The 16,223-nt window shown below is 45.1% G+C and carries 18 protein-coding genes; 3 read left to right on the top strand and 15 right to left on the bottom strand.

Features of this window, described 5'->3' with window-relative positions; translation table 11 throughout:
• Window positions 1-66 precede the first annotated feature (66 nt).
• The 7 genes from hemW to ED652_RS22080 form a co-directional block, all read right to left on the bottom strand.
• Window positions 67-1,254 (bottom strand): radical SAM family heme chaperone HemW, encoded by a 1,188-nt coding sequence (hemW, locus tag ED652_RS22050; protein WP_122056176.1) that lies wholly within the window; start codon window positions 1,252-1,254, stop codon window positions 67-69.
• A complete protein-coding gene (locus ED652_RS22055) occupies window positions 1,254-1,853 on the bottom strand; it encodes an XTP/dITP diphosphatase (RefSeq protein ID WP_122056177.1) in 600 nt (199 codons plus the stop codon). Before ED652_RS22055 ends, hemW begins: the two co-directional genes overlap by 1 nt.
• Before the next feature lie 48 nt (window positions 1,854-1,901).
• Window positions 1,902-2,333, bottom strand: coding sequence for a DUF4426 domain-containing protein (locus tag ED652_RS22060; RefSeq protein WP_122056178.1), 432 nt, complete (start codon window positions 2,331-2,333; stop codon window positions 1,902-1,904).
• Between the two features lie 28 nt (window positions 2,334-2,361).
• A complete protein-coding gene (yggU, locus tag ED652_RS22065; RefSeq protein ID WP_076678828.1) occupies window positions 2,362-2,652 on the bottom strand; it encodes a DUF167 family protein YggU in 291 nt (96 codons plus the stop codon).
• 29 nt (window positions 2,653-2,681) lie between these two features.
• Window positions 2,682-3,239 (bottom strand): YggT family protein, encoded by a 558-nt coding sequence (locus ED652_RS22070; protein ID WP_012604836.1) that lies wholly within the window; start codon window positions 3,237-3,239, stop codon window positions 2,682-2,684.
• Between the two features lie 76 nt (window positions 3,240-3,315).
• Entirely contained in the window at window positions 3,316-4,134 is an 819-nt protein-coding gene (gene proC / locus ED652_RS22075; RefSeq protein WP_122056179.1) for a pyrroline-5-carboxylate reductase, read from the bottom strand.
• A gap of 82 nt (window positions 4,135-4,216) precedes the next feature.
• On the bottom strand, window positions 4,217-4,921 hold the full coding sequence (locus ED652_RS22080; RefSeq protein ID WP_122056180.1) for a YggS family pyridoxal phosphate-dependent enzyme: 705 nt from the start codon (window positions 4,919-4,921) through the stop codon (window positions 4,217-4,219).
• Between the two features lie 26 nt (window positions 4,922-4,947).
• Between ED652_RS22080 and ED652_RS22085 the strand changes: the two genes are divergently transcribed.
• A complete protein-coding gene (locus ED652_RS22085) occupies window positions 4,948-5,985 on the top strand; it encodes a type IV pilus twitching motility protein PilT (RefSeq protein WP_122056181.1) in 1,038 nt (345 codons plus the stop codon).
• 14 nt (window positions 5,986-5,999) lie between these two features.
• Window positions 6,000-7,109: a PilT/PilU family type 4a pilus ATPase gene (locus ED652_RS22090; RefSeq protein ID WP_122056182.1), complete on the top strand. Its 1,110-nt coding sequence runs from the start codon at window positions 6,000-6,002 to the stop codon at window positions 7,107-7,109.
• A gap of 334 nt (window positions 7,110-7,443) precedes the next feature.
• On the opposite strand, the gene ruvX is transcribed toward ED652_RS22090, so the two are convergent.
• The 8 genes from ruvX to metK form a co-directional block, all read right to left on the bottom strand.
• A complete protein-coding gene (ruvX, locus tag ED652_RS22095) occupies window positions 7,444-7,866 on the bottom strand; it encodes a Holliday junction resolvase RuvX (protein ID WP_009847698.1) in 423 nt (140 codons plus the stop codon).
• A gap of 60 nt (window positions 7,867-7,926) precedes the next feature.
• Window positions 7,927-8,490 carry a YqgE/AlgH family protein gene (locus ED652_RS22100; protein ID WP_017629552.1) on the bottom strand — a complete coding sequence of 188 codons (564 nt, stop codon included), beginning with the start codon at window positions 8,488-8,490 and terminating at the stop codon, window positions 7,927-7,929.
• Window positions 8,491-8,599: 109 nt separating this feature from the next.
• The gene (gshB, locus tag ED652_RS22105; protein ID WP_004735482.1) at window positions 8,600-9,550 is read right to left on the bottom strand and encodes a glutathione synthase; all 951 of its coding nucleotides are present in this window, start codon (window positions 9,548-9,550) and stop codon (window positions 8,600-8,602) included.
• 9 nt (window positions 9,551-9,559) lie between these two features.
• Window positions 9,560-10,291 (bottom strand): 16S rRNA (uracil(1498)-N(3))-methyltransferase, encoded by a 732-nt coding sequence (gene rsmE, locus ED652_RS22110; protein WP_122056183.1) that lies wholly within the window; start codon window positions 10,289-10,291, stop codon window positions 9,560-9,562.
• A gap of 153 nt (window positions 10,292-10,444) precedes the next feature.
• Window positions 10,445-11,176: an endonuclease gene (locus ED652_RS22115; protein ID WP_122056184.1), complete on the bottom strand. Its 732-nt coding sequence runs from the start codon at window positions 11,174-11,176 to the stop codon at window positions 10,445-10,447.
• Window positions 11,177-11,272: 96 nt separating this feature from the next.
• Window positions 11,273-11,773 (bottom strand): SprT family zinc-dependent metalloprotease, encoded by a 501-nt coding sequence (locus tag ED652_RS22120; protein WP_122056185.1) that lies wholly within the window; start codon window positions 11,771-11,773, stop codon window positions 11,273-11,275.
• A gap of 78 nt (window positions 11,774-11,851) precedes the next feature.
• A complete protein-coding gene (locus ED652_RS22125; protein ID WP_122056186.1) occupies window positions 11,852-12,649 on the bottom strand; it encodes a DUF2189 domain-containing protein in 798 nt (265 codons plus the stop codon).
• Window positions 12,650-13,024: 375 nt separating this feature from the next.
• The gene (metK, locus tag ED652_RS22130; protein WP_122056187.1) at window positions 13,025-14,179 is read right to left on the bottom strand and encodes a methionine adenosyltransferase; all 1,155 of its coding nucleotides are present in this window, start codon (window positions 14,177-14,179) and stop codon (window positions 13,025-13,027) included.
• 377 nt (window positions 14,180-14,556) lie between these two features.
• Between metK and tkt the strand changes: the two genes are divergently transcribed.
• Window positions 14,557-16,223, top strand: a 1,667-nt coding sequence (tkt, locus tag ED652_RS22135) for a transketolase (protein WP_122056188.1), incomplete at its 3' end; no start/stop codon positions are given.

A 16,223-nucleotide genomic window follows, 5' to 3' on the forward strand; every position in this document is an offset into this window, starting at 1 on the left:
AATGAAGCCTTTTTTCTATCTAAATAAACCGCTTAGCCCTTAAGATCCTGTCTATGAGCGTTCGAACTATTCGTCTTCTTCTACCATAAAGGCTTCAAGTAAATCGTTTAAGAAGAGTTTTCCTTTTTCAGTGATCTGCCAATGGCTGTCGGTTTCATTAAGATAACCGAGTTCTTTAGCCCACTCTATCGTTGGCTGAATCGAATCAAACTCTAACCCAGTCGTATCAATGAAGTCTTGTTTTGGACACGCTTCCATTAGCCTGAAGCGGTTCATGAAGAACTCGAAAGGGCGGTCGTCATTAGGTACTTCAAGTTCATCCGACAGATAGGGCTTTACCAGATTCTGATACGCGGCTAGGTAGCCTCTAGGGTGTTTAACCTTAGTGGTGCGAACAATACGTCCATCTGCAAAGCTCAGCTTGCCATGAGAGCCACAGCCAATACCTAGGTAGTCACCAAAGCGCCAGTAGTTGAGATTATGCTGACACTGATATCCCGGCTTACTGTAACCTGAAATTTCGTACTGTACATAACCTGCATCTGCGAGCTTCTTATGGCCTAAGTCGAAGATATCCCAAAGGTCATCATCGTCAGGCAGCTGTGGCGTTTTGTAATAGAACATGGTGTTAGGTTCTATTGTTAGCTGATACCAAGACAAATGTGGAGGGTCGAGCTCGATCGCTTTGTCTAAGTCAGCCAACGCTTGATCAATGCTTTGATCGGGTAAGCCGTGCATTAGATCTAGGTTGAAGCTCTTTAATCCGATTTTATGTGCTAAGTGAGCTGCGTTGACCGCTTCATCTTGACCATGAATACGCCCAAGCCTTTCCAGTTTCTCTTGCTCAAAACTTTGTACACCAACTGAGATACGACTAATACCTGCCTTTTGGTAACCTGCAAAACGTTCAGCTTCTATGGTGCCCGGGTTGGCTTCCATGGTGATTTCTATTTCAGGTTTGAACGGGATGCGCTGTTCAATACCTTGCAGCAATCGACCTATTCCTTCTGGAGAAAATAGACTCGGCGTGCCGCCACCAATAAAGATCGAATGCAATGGGCGAGGTGCGCCATTGAGTTGGTATTTTTCGATATCGGTATCGAGATCCTCAAGCAGAGCATCAATGTACTCTTTTTCAGGAATCTCGGCTTTTAGAGCATGAGAGTTAAAATCACAATACGGACACTTTTGTACACACCATGGGATGTGGACATAGAGGCTGAGTGCGGGTGGTATTAGCGCTGCATTGTGCATTACAGAGCTTGCTCCTTGAGAGTCTTAAATAATGACGCGAGAGCTTTACCACGGTGTGATAGTTGCTTCTTACGTGACGATTCAAGCTCTGCTGAGGCGCAGTTATCTTCTGGTACAAAGAAGACAGGATCGTAGCCAAAGCCATTATCACCGTGTTCTTCAGTCAGAATACGGCCTTCCCATTTGCCGTGACACACCAATGGTGTTGGATCGTTTTCGTGACGCATTAGCACCAACACACAGTGGAAGCGAGCGGTACGCTTTTCAGTTTCCACACCTTGCATGGCATCTAACAGCTTTTCGATGTTTTGCTTATCTGTCGCCCCTTCACCTGAGTAACGCGCTGAGTAGATACCGGGTGCACCATTAAGGTAATCAACTTCTAAGCCAGAATCGTCAGCAATGGCTGGTAGCCCCGTCTCTTTCGCAGCGTGGCGAGCTTTGATGATGGCATTTTCAATGAAAGTCGTTCCTGTTTCTGCGACTTCTGAAACGTTAAATTCACTTTGCGCGACAACGTCGAAACCAAACTCAGACAGAATATCTGCCATCTCGCGAACTTTACCTTGGTTGCCTGTTGCTAAAACAATCTTACTCATGGGAATGTGGCTCTAATAAGTTAATGACTAGAAAAGTGAGCGTTGAAGCTACTCTTCTATATAAAATTTTTGTGTGAAACGCAGTGGTCCAGCCCCTTTCAAACCAGCATTAATATTGATGGTGAAAGTGATGTTCTCTTCATGGGTCACTGGAAATTCTGCAAGGTAATAAATCGCGTCACCTTCTTTTATTTCACGGAACTTAAGCGTGCGAGTATTGCCGACTAGATTTTTCGCTGTTCCTGAAACCTTAGCTGTTGTTGCTGGTTTGCCCAAAGAAGAGTTATCCAACACGCTGATATTAAGAATCGCTGAGTAACCGTTGCGCTTAAGTTGATATTGCTTAGCGACTTGTGCGGTTAAGAAAGTGGAGTTGAAGGCCGAGTAGTGAACCTCTATATCCTTGATATTTTTAAACTGTCCAGCCCAACTTGGTAAAGCGACAAGGGCAGTAAGTAGTGCTGTTATCCATAAACGCATAATGACTCCAATAAATAGCAAAAAGCCATCATAGGATGGCTTTGATTTCAGTAGGGACTTGGTTTGGCGAGCATATTCGAACTTGCTTGTGCCTACCGAGCTCTCCTTTCTCTATCTTGATTTGCCCCTTGGCGACCTTAAATTGCTTCGCAAGGTATTTCGCTAAGTGGGCGTTAGCTTTGCCATCAACCGGTGGTGCAGTAATGGCAATTTTCAGTTCCTCGCCGTGTAAGCCGACAATTTTATCTCGGCTTGCTTTGGGTTGGATATAGAGCCTAAGAAGAATATCGTCTTCCTCGGCCCAAACCGCTTTTGGCATCGTCAAAGTACCTGATGTTCGTACTTGAATTATAGCTGATACCAAATCGGGCCAATTAGGTCACCCATCAAGAAGTTCGCGAATTGCAGAACAATAAACAGTACCAGTACGCTTAAATCAAAACCGCCCATTGCTGGAAGAATACGACGAATTGGAGCCAGCATTGGTTCAGTCAGTTGATGGAACACGTATTCAATTGGGCTACGGCCTTGGCTAACCCAGCTCAGGATTGCACGGATTAGCAGAACCCAGAAGATCAAACCACCAGCCGCTTTAAGCAGAGATAGCGCTCCAAATATCAGGAAGCTGATGTCAAATACAGCCGCACCGCCAGAGATAATCAGATTTAGAGCGACGAACTTAAGTACACATAACACATAAGCGAAAACAACCGTCGCAAGATCAAGGCTGCCGATTGATGGAATTACTCGGCGTAGTGGTGCAACAACCGGTTGTGTCGCTTTTACGATAAATTGTGAGAATGGGTTGTAGAAATCTGCACGTGATGCTTGTAGCCAGATACGCAAGATCACAACCATGATGTAAAGATCAAAAACGGTCGAGATCAGAAAGCTCATCGAGTTCATATTGTTTCCTTTTTCGGATTTACTTGCCGCTTAGATATAACCCGAGCGACAAAATGCTTTTTTACTGTAATTAGTATTAAAACAGTTTTTCCATCTCTTCAGCTCGAGCAACCGCCGCTTGCATGGCTTTTGCTACGATATCTGAAAGTTGATGGTCGTTAAACGTGCGCAGTGCTTCTGCGGTTGTGCCGCCTTTTGAAGTCACTTGTTCACGCAGTGTAGATAATTCTGTGTCTGGATTTGCAACCACCATCTCTGCCGCACCTAATGCCGACTGCTGCACTAATTTACGAGCGGTTTCCTGGTCGAAGCCTTGGTTGATTGCTTCGGCTTGCATCGCTTCCATAAATAGGAAGAAGTAAGCCGGAGCACTGCCCGCCGCCGCAATGATGTTATTAATCCCAGATTCTTGCTCAACCCAGCTAACTTCACCTACAGCTTGCATCAGCTGAGAAGCAAAGTCTTTATCATTTTGGCTGACCGTTGAATCGGCATAAAGACCGCTCATCCCTTTACCAAGCAGCGATGGCGTGTTTGGCATCACACGAACAAGGTTCAGCTGGCAGTTTAACATCTCATTGAGTCGATTCGCATTAATACCCGCTGCAATTGAGATAACCAGTTTGTTGCTGAAATCGATACCTTGTAAGGGTTTACATACATCAGCCATCATTTGTGGCTTCACGGATAACACAACAACGTCTGCTTGCTCTGCTGCGGCAATATTATCGCTGGTGGTATTGATGCCGTATTCTTGCTCTAACGGCAGCCTTCTGGTGTCAGAAGGTGCTGTTGCAGTAATCTTTTGCGCTGGGTAACCACTCGCCACTAAGCCCGCTACAATAGAGCGAACCATATTTCCCGCCCCAATAAAGGCGATGTTCTTATGTTCCATATATAAAATCCTGAGCGTGTCGCTGCGCAGTTAAAGCGAAGCGGTATCAATACTTGTACTTGTCGTTAGTTACTTACTAAGGCTATTTCGTGTAATCACGAGCTCCGAAAATAGCCGTTCCAATACGAACCATTGTGCTACCAGCCTCAACTGCTGCATCCATATCACCACTCATACCCATCGAAAGGGTATCGATGTTTGGATACTTCACGGCTAGCTTGCCTTTGAGCTCCGCCAGTTGAGAAAACGCATTAAGCTGAGATTGATAGTCAGATACGTTTGCAGGAATCGACATCAACCCTCTTAACGTGAGGTTGGGGAGCGATGAAATCAACTCTGCGAGTGCAAAAACTGTCTCTTCTGACGTTCCTGATTTCGAATCTTCACCACTCGTGTTCACTTGAATGAGTACTTGTAGAGGTGGAAGCTCGTTTGGTCGTTGATCATTAAGCCTTTGCGCGATTTTATCGCGATCGACAGAATGCACCCACTGGAAGCTTTCTGCGATAGGGCGGGTTTTATTGGATTGAATTGGGCCAATAAAATGCCATTCTAAATTTAGGTTAGAATGTTGTTCTGAAAAGTGTTTTACTTTATCGACACCTTCTTGAACATAGTTTTCACCAAAGGCAACTTGGCCTCCGAGTGCGGCTTCTAGAATCGCATCAATAGGTTTAGTTTTGCTGACGGCTAAAAGTTGCACGGAGTCTGGAGCTCGTCCGCACTTTTGCTCAGCACTACGAATCTGTGAGGTGATTTGTTCGATATTTTGTTGAATACTACTCATAGCTGACTTTACTTAAGGGAAAATAAATGGATATCACTGAGTTACTAGATTTTAGTGTAAAGCATAACGCGTCAGATCTACATCTTTCTGCGGGTGTATCTCCAATGGTACGTATAGATGGTGAAGTAAGGAAGCTTGGAATCCCAGCTTTGAGTCATGCTGATGTGCATCGTTTAGTTTTTGAGATCATGGACGACTCACAGCGCGGTGAGTTTGAGGAAAAATTGGAAGTCGACTTCTCTTTTGAATTACCCAATGTTGGCCGATTCCGTGTTAATGCTTTTAACCAAGCCCGTGGGTGCGCAGCGGTCTTTCGAACCATCCCTGTAGAAATCCCAACGTTAGAGCAGTTGGGCGCACCTGATATTTTTGAAAAAATTGCCAATTATGAAAAAGGCTTAGTGCTGGTGACTGGCCCTACGGGGTCTGGTAAATCGACAACTTTGGCGGCGATGGTTGATTATGTAAACCGTAATCACAACAAACACATTTTGACCATTGAAGACCCAATTGAATTCGTTCACACCAATAATAAATGTCTGGTTAACCAGCGTGAAGTTCATCGTGATACGCACAGCTTTAAAGCGGCGCTACGCAGTGCGTTACGTGAAGACCCGGACGTAATTCTTGTAGGTGAGCTTCGTGACCAAGAGACGATCAGCTTAGCGTTAACGGCCGCAGAAACTGGTCACCTAGTTTTTGGTACTTTGCATACTAGCTCTGCAGCAAAAACCGTAGACCGTATTATCGATGTATTCCCGGGTAGCGACAAAGGTATGGTTCGTTCGATGCTGTCTGAATCGTTACGTTCGGTGATTGCCCAGAAACTATTAAAGCGTGTCGGTGGTGGTCGTGTCGCTTGTCATGAAATCATGATGGCGACACCTGCAATCAGAAACTTGATTCGTGAAGATAAAGTCGCGCAGATGTACTCGATTATTCAAACGGGCGCGGCACATGGTATGCAGACCATGGAGCAAAACGCGAAACAACTGATGGCACAAGGCTTGGTTGACTCGGAAGAGGTCGAGAAAAAGATCGAAATTGAAACCTCAATGTTTTAATCAAGGTGAACAAAATGGAATTGAATCAAATTCTTGAAGGGATGCTCTCTCAAAAGGCGTCGGATCTTTATATCACTGTCGATGCGCCAATCCTTTTTCGTGTGGATGGTGAATTACGCCCCCAAGGAGAGAAGCTGAATGCGGCTCAGGTTGCTCAATTACTTGATGCGATGATGGATCAAGATCGACGAGATGAATACAAGCAAACGCGTGAGGCTAATTTTGCTATCGTGCGTAATTTTGGTCGTTTTCGTGTCAGTGCGTTCTTTCAGCGAGAGCTGCCAGGAGCGGTAATTCGTCGCATCGAGACTCACATCCCAACCTTTGAGCAATTAAAGCTTCCTGACGTACTACAAGACCTTTCAATCGCTAAGCGCGGGCTTGTGCTGGTGGTTGGTGCGACTGGCTCTGGTAAATCAACCTCGATGGCTGCGATGACAGGCTATCGCAATACCAATCGTTCAGGTCATATCTTGACGGTTGAAGACCCGATTGAATTCGTACACGAACATAAAAAGTGCATCGTGACTCAACGAGAGGTTGGACTCGACACCGAAAGCTATGAAGTCGCGCTTAAAAACTCGTTACGCCAAGCCCCTGATATGATTTTGATTGGCGAAATCCGTAGTCGTGAAACCATGGAATACGCGATGACCTTTGCTGAAACGGGTCACTTGTGTATGGCAACCCTGCATGCCAATAACGCTAACCAGGCGCTAGAGCGTATTCTTCACTTGGTGCCGAAAGAGCAGAAAGAACAGTTCCTGTTTGATCTGTCGATGAATCTGCGTGGTGTGGTCGCTCAGCAGTTAATACGCGATAAAAATGGCAATGGTCGTCATGGTGTCTTCGAAATTCTGCTGAATAGCCCTCGTATATCTGACTTGATTCGTCGTGGTGAGTTGCATGAGTTAAAAGCGACCATGGCCAAATCGAAAGAGATTGGTATGCAGACTTTTGACCAAGCTTTGTATGATTTAGTGGTTGCGGACAAGATTAGCGAGGATGATGCATTCCATAGTGCAGATTCTGCCAATGACTTGCGTTTAATGCTCAAGACCAAACGTGGCGATGATGACTACGGAACTGGTGCGTTGGCTGGCGTTAAGATTGATATGGGCTAAGTCACGGCTTTGTTGATAAACACAAAACCCGCTTCTGTGGCGGGTTTTATTCGTTTATAACTTAATGCATGTTAGATGAGTGCATGTTGGAGCGATGGTTATCATATGAGTAACCGCGCTCCTTTTCTAATTTGATTTTTGACGGGTACTGTTGACCGTCGTAACCCGCGGAACCGCTTCCCATTGAGCTGCATGCCGTTATAGATAACGCTATGAATATTGCTAGAAAAATTTTCATATGAACTCCCAAGTTCTTTTCCTTTATCGCTCCTCCATTACGCAGTTAAAATGGCAAAGGGATCATAAGCTTGCTCGAGTTTGCTAAATAAATAACTTAGCCATATTGTGCTTCAAACCAGCTCTCTAGAATTACAACGGCTGATTGATTATCGACGTTACCTTTACTTAGCGCTTTATAGCCGCCCATTTCAAAAAGGTCGGCCCTTGCTTCTGTCGTAGAAAGTCTTTCATCATGCAGTTCAACATCCACACCAAAGCGTCCTTTAAGACGGTTAGCGAATTTCTTCGCTCTGGGTGTAATAGCTGCTAGATCTTTACCATGAAGGTCGGTAGGAAGGCCAACCACAATCAGATTCGGTTGCCATTCCTTAATTTGCTTCTCGATATCGTCCCAGTTTGGGATGCCATCTTTGGCTTTAAAAGCTTTTAGAGGGCTTGCGGTACCCGTGATTTCTTGTCCTATCGCACTGCCGATACTTTTTGTACCGTAGTCAAATGCCATAATTGTTCGTGACATGGGGTTTCCAAATTAATCTGTGTTTGAGAGTGTTTATTTGTTTTATGGAGCTAATTTGAGCTAGGCGTGTCCAGCGTCTGCTGAAAGCTGAGCCGCGTTAATACCTAACATTTGCACGGCAACTTTCCAGCGGTCCGAGATCGGTGTGTCAAAGATGACCTTTGGATCGGCTTCAACGGTTAGCCATGAGTTTTCGGTCAGTTCTATCTCCAACTGGCCAGGCTCCCACCCAGAATAACCAAGTGCAACCAGATAATTGATCGGTTCATCTTCAGTCCCTAACACCATCAAGATATCTTTTGATGTTGTTACCGAAATTTGATCCGTCATGTTGATGCTGGATTGATAGCTGCCTTTGGGCTTGTGCAAAATAAACCCGCGGTCTTCTGCTACAGGTCCACCATTTAAAACTGGCTTATCAAGGCTTGCTTGGTTGGATTTTGGTTGTTCAGAATCAACCTCAACTTGTTTGAGCATGCTGCCGACAGTGACATCAATAGGAGCGTTGATCATCAGACCCATTGCGCCTTCGTCATTATGCTCACAAAGGTAGATCACCGAGTTTTGAAAGTATGGGTCTTTCATTCCGGGCATAGCGACCAGAAAGTGGTTCGTTAAATTCATAGAGCCTCCTGCCAGTGTGTTCCCAGTAAAGGAAAAAGAGCGGCGTAAAGCCGCTCATTGATTCTGTGTCTAAATGTTTGCGAATAGCTAAGACTTTCTTAAGTTTAGGCTATTTAGCGTTAACGCGACGCTCGATTGCATCCATTAATTTACCCGTAACAGAAATATCAAAAGCAGCTTCAATTTCACGGATACAAGTAGGGCTTGTTACGTTAATTTCAGTCAGCTTGTCGCCGATAACATCAAGTCCTACAAAGATTAAACCTTTCTCTTTTAATGCAGGAGCAACCGCTCTTGCGATAGCCCAATCGGTTTCACTTAGCGGACGAGCTTCACCTGTACCGCCAGCGGCAAGGTTACCTCGAGTTTCCCCTTTAGCAGGAATACGCGCTAGGCAGTAAGGCATTGGTTCACCATCAACCACAAGAATACGCTTATCACCGTTGCTGATGTCAGGAACAAAGGTTTGTGCCATTGCGTAGTTTTGACCATGGTTAGTTAAGGTCTCAATGATCACTGATACGTTTGGATCGCCTTCTTTCACTCGGAAGATAGACGCGCCGCCCATGCCATCAAGTGGTTTTAGAATCACGTCACCATGCTCTTCTCGGAATGCTTTAATTTTTTCAGCTTTACGAGTCACGATGGTGGTTGGTGTCAGTTCAGGGAACCAAGCCGTGAATAACTTCTCGTTACAGTCACGTAGGCTTTGTGGCTTGTTGACGATCAGTGCACCGTTCTCTTCAGCACGCTCAAGAATGTAAGTCGCGTAGATGTACTCAGTATCAAACGGAGGATCTTTACGCATCAATACCGCATCTAAATCGGATAGCGCGATAGTCTGTTCTGATTTGAACTCGTACCAACCGTTTGGATCTTCTTTTAGTTCAACAACCTTAGTGTCAGCAATGGCTACGCCTTGATCTAAATGTAGATCATCCATTTCCATGTAATGGATTTCGTAACCACGACGCTGAGCTTCAAGCATCATGGCAAAGCTAGAGTCTTTTTTGATGTTAATGGATGAAATTGGATCCATTACGATGCCAAGTTTGATCATTTTTTTCTCCTAGCCTAGATCGCCAAAACGGACTTGTAAGGCAGTAATTGCGGTTAGAGCTGCTGTCTCGGTACGAAGTACACGTGGGCCGAGTAGCGTCTCTTCAAATTTGTATTGTTCTGTCATGCCGATTTCTTCAGCTGACAGTCCGCCTTCAGGACCGATCAATAGGCGCACCTTACTGATGGGTTCTGGAAGGGTGTTAATTGAGTATTTTGCGCGAGGATGCAGGTTTAGCTTTAACGCTTCACTCGGTTCGCTGCACCACTCTTCAAGTTGCATGATTGGACGAATCACAGGAACTGTATTGCGGCCACACTGTTCACATGCTGCGATAGCAATCTTTTGCCATTGTGCGAGTTTTTTCTCGAAACGCTTGGCATCAAGCTTAACGCCACAGCGTTCAGAAATCAGAGGAGTAATGGTGTTGACACCAAGCTCAACCGATTTCTGAATCGTGAATTCCATTTTATCGCCACGTGAAATCACTTGGCCTAAATGTAAGTCTAACGGAGATTCGCTGCTACGTTCGATACGTTCAGTAACATTAACTGTGACGTTCTTTTTTGATACTTCAGCAATGGTCGCAGGGAATTCAGCGCCACTGCCATCAAATAGAAGAACATCTTGGCCTTCTTTCATACGAAGGACTCGACCAACATGACCCGCGGCATCTTCGCCTAAAGCGAGTGAACCTAACTGATGAATGCGTTCTGGGTGATGGATACGAGGGATTCTCATGCTGGTAAACCTATAAATATGTTCATTTGGGTATTTTGTCTCTGCCTAACATGGATGTTTTTAGTTGAAAAAACAAGGGTAGAGCAAGAGTTTCAGGGGCAATTCTGAAACTCTTGTTTGAGATAGTTAGGAATGTTGATTGTACGAGCAACGTTATTTACAAGCAGGGTAAACAAATGGGTTGTGATTACCTTGGATGGCATAGATTCGCTCATCACGAGTACATTCCCACTTGTCGACAGGAAATTGCTTGTTCCACGCCATCATCAGGTTGGTTTGTTGCTTAGATAGCTTGAAACCATACTCTTGGCTCATGTAAAGGTAAGTACGCGCGATAGAGCCTTTTGCTCTGTCTGGCGGCATGACCTTACGCTGTTTGAAGTTGACCTGCATTTCACACTGGCCATAGCTCACGCCATCTATTCCATTCCACTGGCTGAAGTTGTAGTTCGAACGGTCACCATTTACTTCACCGATGGCTGGTGTCAGGTTGTGGAGGTCGGCTTCCATGGACTTGAATACTTTGTCATTGCGAGTGCAGTTCTTGCGCCCGCCATCTTGCCAACACTGGCGCTGGTGGCCAAATTGCCAAGCTGGAACGATATGTTCCCATTCAATACGGGAAGCGCGCTTTTGTTGTTTTCGCACTTGATAACCACAGCCGTCAAGGTCGGGGATACCTTTTTTCTTGTCTTTCCAAGTAATATCACAACCACAATAAAATGAAGTCGGGTGATCGAGATAAATTTTCACGGCTTCTTTTTTTGCTTTAGAGAACGAGTTAGGTGGCGTAGCCAAAACACTTTGAGTTACCAGTAGGCCAAATACTATCGATAAGTAAAAAGGCACAGACAGCCCAAATGATTGTAGGGTGAGTTTTTTCATAGGAAAAGACTGATAAAAGTATGATAAATATCAGCCTAGCACTTAAATGATAGATCTATCCATAATATTTGTGTGAAAGAATACATCTATCCGTCATTAGCTTAGTTGATTACCCGTAAAAGCTAAGGTTTGTTGGCACCGTTGGCATCGGTAGGCCGATTGATTTCGAAGTACTTTGTTATGTCGCCTGATTGATAGCGGGTAAGTGGTGCACTCACATCGGTATTCAAAGGTTTTCCCTTGCACAGAAGCGATTTCAAAGCTGTGAGTCGTTTTAGCTGGCACGTTGAATACTTTTTCCATCACGTATTTCCACTCATTGCCGTGAGGTCTAACTCGTCCGAATACCTGATGTGTGATCAGATGTGCGAGTTCATGAGGCACGACTTCGTTAATAAAGGCGTCTTCATTTTCGCTGAATAGCACTTGGTTGAGTTTTATCTCGTTTAACTGGAGGTAGGCTTTTCCCGCTGCCTTTCCTCTTAACTTGTAAGTGACGGTTGGACATGGAAATTCACGAGAAAAATGTTGATTAGCGATAGCTAGGCATTCGCCCAGTTTTTTATTTACTCGATGTTGTTGCGGGGTGTAAGACAAGCGTTGTTAACTCCAAAAAAAGCCTCAGCGTTTAAGCTAAGGCCTCATCATAACATTGCTCATCGATCGTGAAACGATTTAAACGTGATGTTTCTTTTTGATGACTTCGTGGTAAGCATGCCATGTTCCGTAACCAAGTAATGGCATCGTTACAATCATTCCGATACCGTAGGTGGCAAAACCGACCAGAATACCGGCACAAATAATACTCGCCCATACCACCATCGCAGGGATGTTCGATTTTACGGCATTAAAACTAGTGAAAATTGCACTCATCACATCAACGCGTCTCTCCATCATTAATGGAATTGAAAATGCAGAGATACTAAATATCAAGCTAGCGATAACAAAACCAATCACAGAACCCGTGATTAAGAAGGGAGCGAACTCAGTCAATGGTGCGCCTTGCACTGAAGGGTAGAGCGCGTGTAATAATGCCGCGATACGCATCCAGAATATCATCGCGACCATTAATACAATCGCAAAGGCCCATTGTTGGGTAGAGTTCCGTGTGATGGCTTTCATCGAATGCAGTAGGCTAGCGTTGTGCCCTTTTTCTCTTTCCCATGCTGCATCATACAAGCCCAGTGCAAGGAACGGTCCTATTAGCATATAGACGATCAAGCTTGGCATCACGACCAAGTGTGTTCCTTGCCATTGGACAAGTTGAACGATGGCGATTGCCGCAGCCATAAAGCACAAACCGTAAAATGAACTGATTAACGGCATTCTCACTAAGTCATGCATAGCAAGCGACAACCAATGAAAGGGTGCGGAAATATTGATTTGGTTACAAGGAATGGTGCGAGCGTAATCCTGATCGCTGACCTTGTGTTTTTTATCGTTCAGTTCTGATTGGTGTGTGGAATGAGGCATGGATCCCCCTAGTTAAATTTAAATAACGTCCTAGTTATAATTCCATAAGGCTCATCGATGTGGCTTGTGTGAGAGTTATGGTGTTGAGCTAAATTGCTCTCTGTCATCCCAGTTATTGTTCTAGCGTGCATTTAACGAGCGTTATCAGACTGAATTAATTTAAGTTAAATGTGAGCTTGATAGCCTAGGAGTTACCTTAACTATTGTCAGTAGTGCTAGAAAACACAAATTTTTCAGCGGCTTTTTATACTAAGTGGTGAACGGTAAAGAAGGGCTTTGGGGAAGGGTATTGTGAGTGAAAGTTCGGTAAGTACATAAAAATAAAGCCCTTACTAAGTAGTAAGGGCTTTAAAAAAACAAATCGCAGTGGCTAAATTATTTTAGGCCAGCGAAGTCCGCAAGGATTGCTGCTTTGTCAGTCGATTCCCAAGGGAACTCTTCACGACCAAAGTGGCCGTATGCAGCAGTCTGCTTGTAGATAGGTTGAAGAAGGTTCAGCATCTCTTGAAGACCGTATGGACGTAGGTCGAAGTTTTGACGAACGGCTTCAATGATGATTTCGTGAGCTACTTTTTCAGTACCAAAGGTTTCAACCATGATAGATGTTGGATCTGCAACACCGATAGCGTAAGACAGTTGAATCTCACAACGGTCAGCCATACCAGCAGCAACGATGTTTTTCGCAACGTAACGAGCTGCGTAAGCTGCAGAACGGTCAACTTTTGATGGATCTTTACCTGAGAATGCACCGCCACCGTGACGAGCTGCGCCGCCGTAGGTATCAACGATGATCTTACGACCTGTTAGACCACAGTCACCCATTGGGCCACCGATTACGAAACGGCCTGTTGGGTTGATGAAGAAGTTAGTGTCTTTGTTGATCCACTCAGCAGGAAGTACTGGCTTGATGATCTCTTCCATTACCGCTTCACGTAGGTCAGGTGTTGTTACTGAATCACAGTGTTGAGTTGAAAGAACAACAGCGTCGATACCAACGATCTTACCTTGGTCGTATTGGAACGTTACTTGAGATTTCGCATCTGGGCGAAGGAAGTCAAGCTTGCCGCTCTTACGTACTTCAGCTTGCTTCTTAACAAGAAGGTGAGAGTAAGTAATTGGAGCTGGCATTAGGATTGGTGTTTCGTTAGTCGCGTAACCAAACATGATACCTTGGTCGCCTGCGCCTTGATCTTTAGGATCCGCTTTATCAACACCTTGGTTGATGTCTGGAGACTGCTTACCAATTGTGTTTAGTACTGCACAAGAGTCAGCGTCAAAGCCCATATCAGAATGAACGTAACCAATTTCACGAACTGTTTCACGAGTGATTTCTTCGATATCAACCCATGCAGACGTGGTTACTTCACCGCCAACCATAACCATGCCGGTTTTTACGTAAGTCTCACAAGCAACACGTGCTTTTGGATCTTGTTCAATGATGGCATCAAGAACAGCATCTGAGATTTGGTCTGCAATTTTATCTGGATGGCCTTCTGAAACAGATTCAGAAGTGAATAGGTGCTTAGCCATGAGAGCTCCACTTTTAGTTTAGTTTTTAGTTGCAAATAGTTAAATGCAAATAATTTCAGGCGTCGCAAGCTAGGAAGCGCCGCCATTAAATACAGTATATTTTGTAGGTGTTTCTACATCTAGACGGCTATTCTAAATTCCAGCGGTCGAATTACAAGCTCTTTTTTATGATATGTCATAACTAAACGTTTGCGTATTGGTCGAGATAACGCATTCCTAAGTGATGTAAATGTTCGAAAATTGCGAAAAGTGACCGTTAAAATGCCAGTAAAACGTTTGCAGTCGCTAAAGTCGTTTGAGAGAATACCCGCGCTAATAAAAATGAAAACTTTAGCATCAATCTCTTTTTTAAATCGCTTATGTACTCAGGAGCAGACATGCCTTCTCGTAAAGATCTAGCCAATGCAATTCGCGCACTTAGCATGGATGGCGTTCAACAAGCAAATTCAGGCCACCCTGGCGCACCAATGGGTATGGCTGACATCGCTGAAGTTCTTTGGCGTGGTCACTTGAACCACAACCCAGCAAACCCAGAGTGGGCTGACCGCGACCGTTTTATTCTGTCTAACGGCCATGGTTCAATGTTGATTTACTCTCTGCTTCATCTTGCAGGTTACGAGCTTTCAATTGAAGACCTTAAGAACTTCCGTCAACTGCACTCTAAGACTCCTGGTCACCCTGAGTACGGTTACGCTCCTGGTATCGAAACAACGACGGGTCCTCTAGGTCAAGGCATCACTAACGCTGTTGGTATGGCGATGGCTGAGAAAGCATTGGCTGCACAGTTCAACAAAGAAGGCCACGACATCGTAGACCACTACACTTATGCATTCATGGGGGATGGCTGTCTGATGGAAGGTATCTCTCACGAAGCATGTTCTCTAGCGGGTACGCTAGGTCTTGGTAAACTGGTTGCTTTCTGGGATGACAACGGCATCTCTATCGATGGCGAAGTGGAAGGCTGGTTCTCTGACGATACACCTAAGCGTTTTGAAGCTTACGGCTGGCACGTAATCCCGGCCGTTGATGGTCACGATGCTGACGCTATCAACGCGGCTATTGAAGCGGCTAAAGCGGATCCTCGTCCAACGCTTATCTGTACTAAAACTATCATCGGTTTTGGTTCTCCAAACAAAGCGGGTACGCACGACTGTCACGGTGCTCCACTAGGTGCTGATGAAATCACAGCAACTAAAGCGGCACTTGGTTGGGAACACGGTCCTTTCGAAATTCCAGCTGATATCGCAGCTGAGTGGAATGCGAAAGAAGCGGGCGCAGCGAAAGAAGCGGCTTGGAATGCTAAGTTTGACGCATACGCAGCTGCTCACCCAGAGCTAGCAGCAGAATTTAAACGTCGTACAAACGGCGAACTACCAGCTGAGTGGGAAGAGAAAGCAAACGCAATCATTGCTGACCTTCAAGCTAACCCAGCTAACATCGCTTCACGTAAAGCATCTCAAAATGCTCTAGAAGCGTTCGGTGCTATGCTACCTGAATTCATGGGCGGCTCTGCTGACCTTGCGCCTTCTAACCTAACTATGTGGTCTGGCTCTAAGTCGCTTGAAGCAAATGACTTCTCTGGTAACTACATCCACTACGGTGTACGTGAATTCGGTATGACGGCTATCATGAACGGTATCGCTCTGCACGGTGGTTTCGTACCATACGGCGCAACGTTCCTAATGTTCATGGAATACGCTCGTAACGCAATGCGTATGGCTGCTCTGATGAAGACTCAGAACATCCAAGTTTACACGCACGATTCTATCGGCCTAGGCGAAGATGGTCCTACGCACCAACCAGTTGAGCAGATCGCATCTCTACGTCTAACTCCAAACATGAGCACATGGCGTCCATGTGACCAAGTTGAGTCTGCTGTTGCTTGGAAACTGGCAATCGAACGTAAAGATGGTCCTTCTGCACTTATCTTCTCTCGTCAAAACCTTGCACAGCAAGACCGCGACGCTGAGCAAGTGGCAAACATCGCTAAGGGTGGTTACATCCTGAAAGATTGTGAAGGCAAACCAGAGCTTATCCTTATCGC

The sequence above is a fragment of the Vibrio sp. Evd11 genome, from assembly GCF_900382755.1.
Classification (GTDB): Bacteria; Pseudomonadota; Gammaproteobacteria; order Enterobacterales; family Vibrionaceae; genus Vibrio; species Vibrio lentus.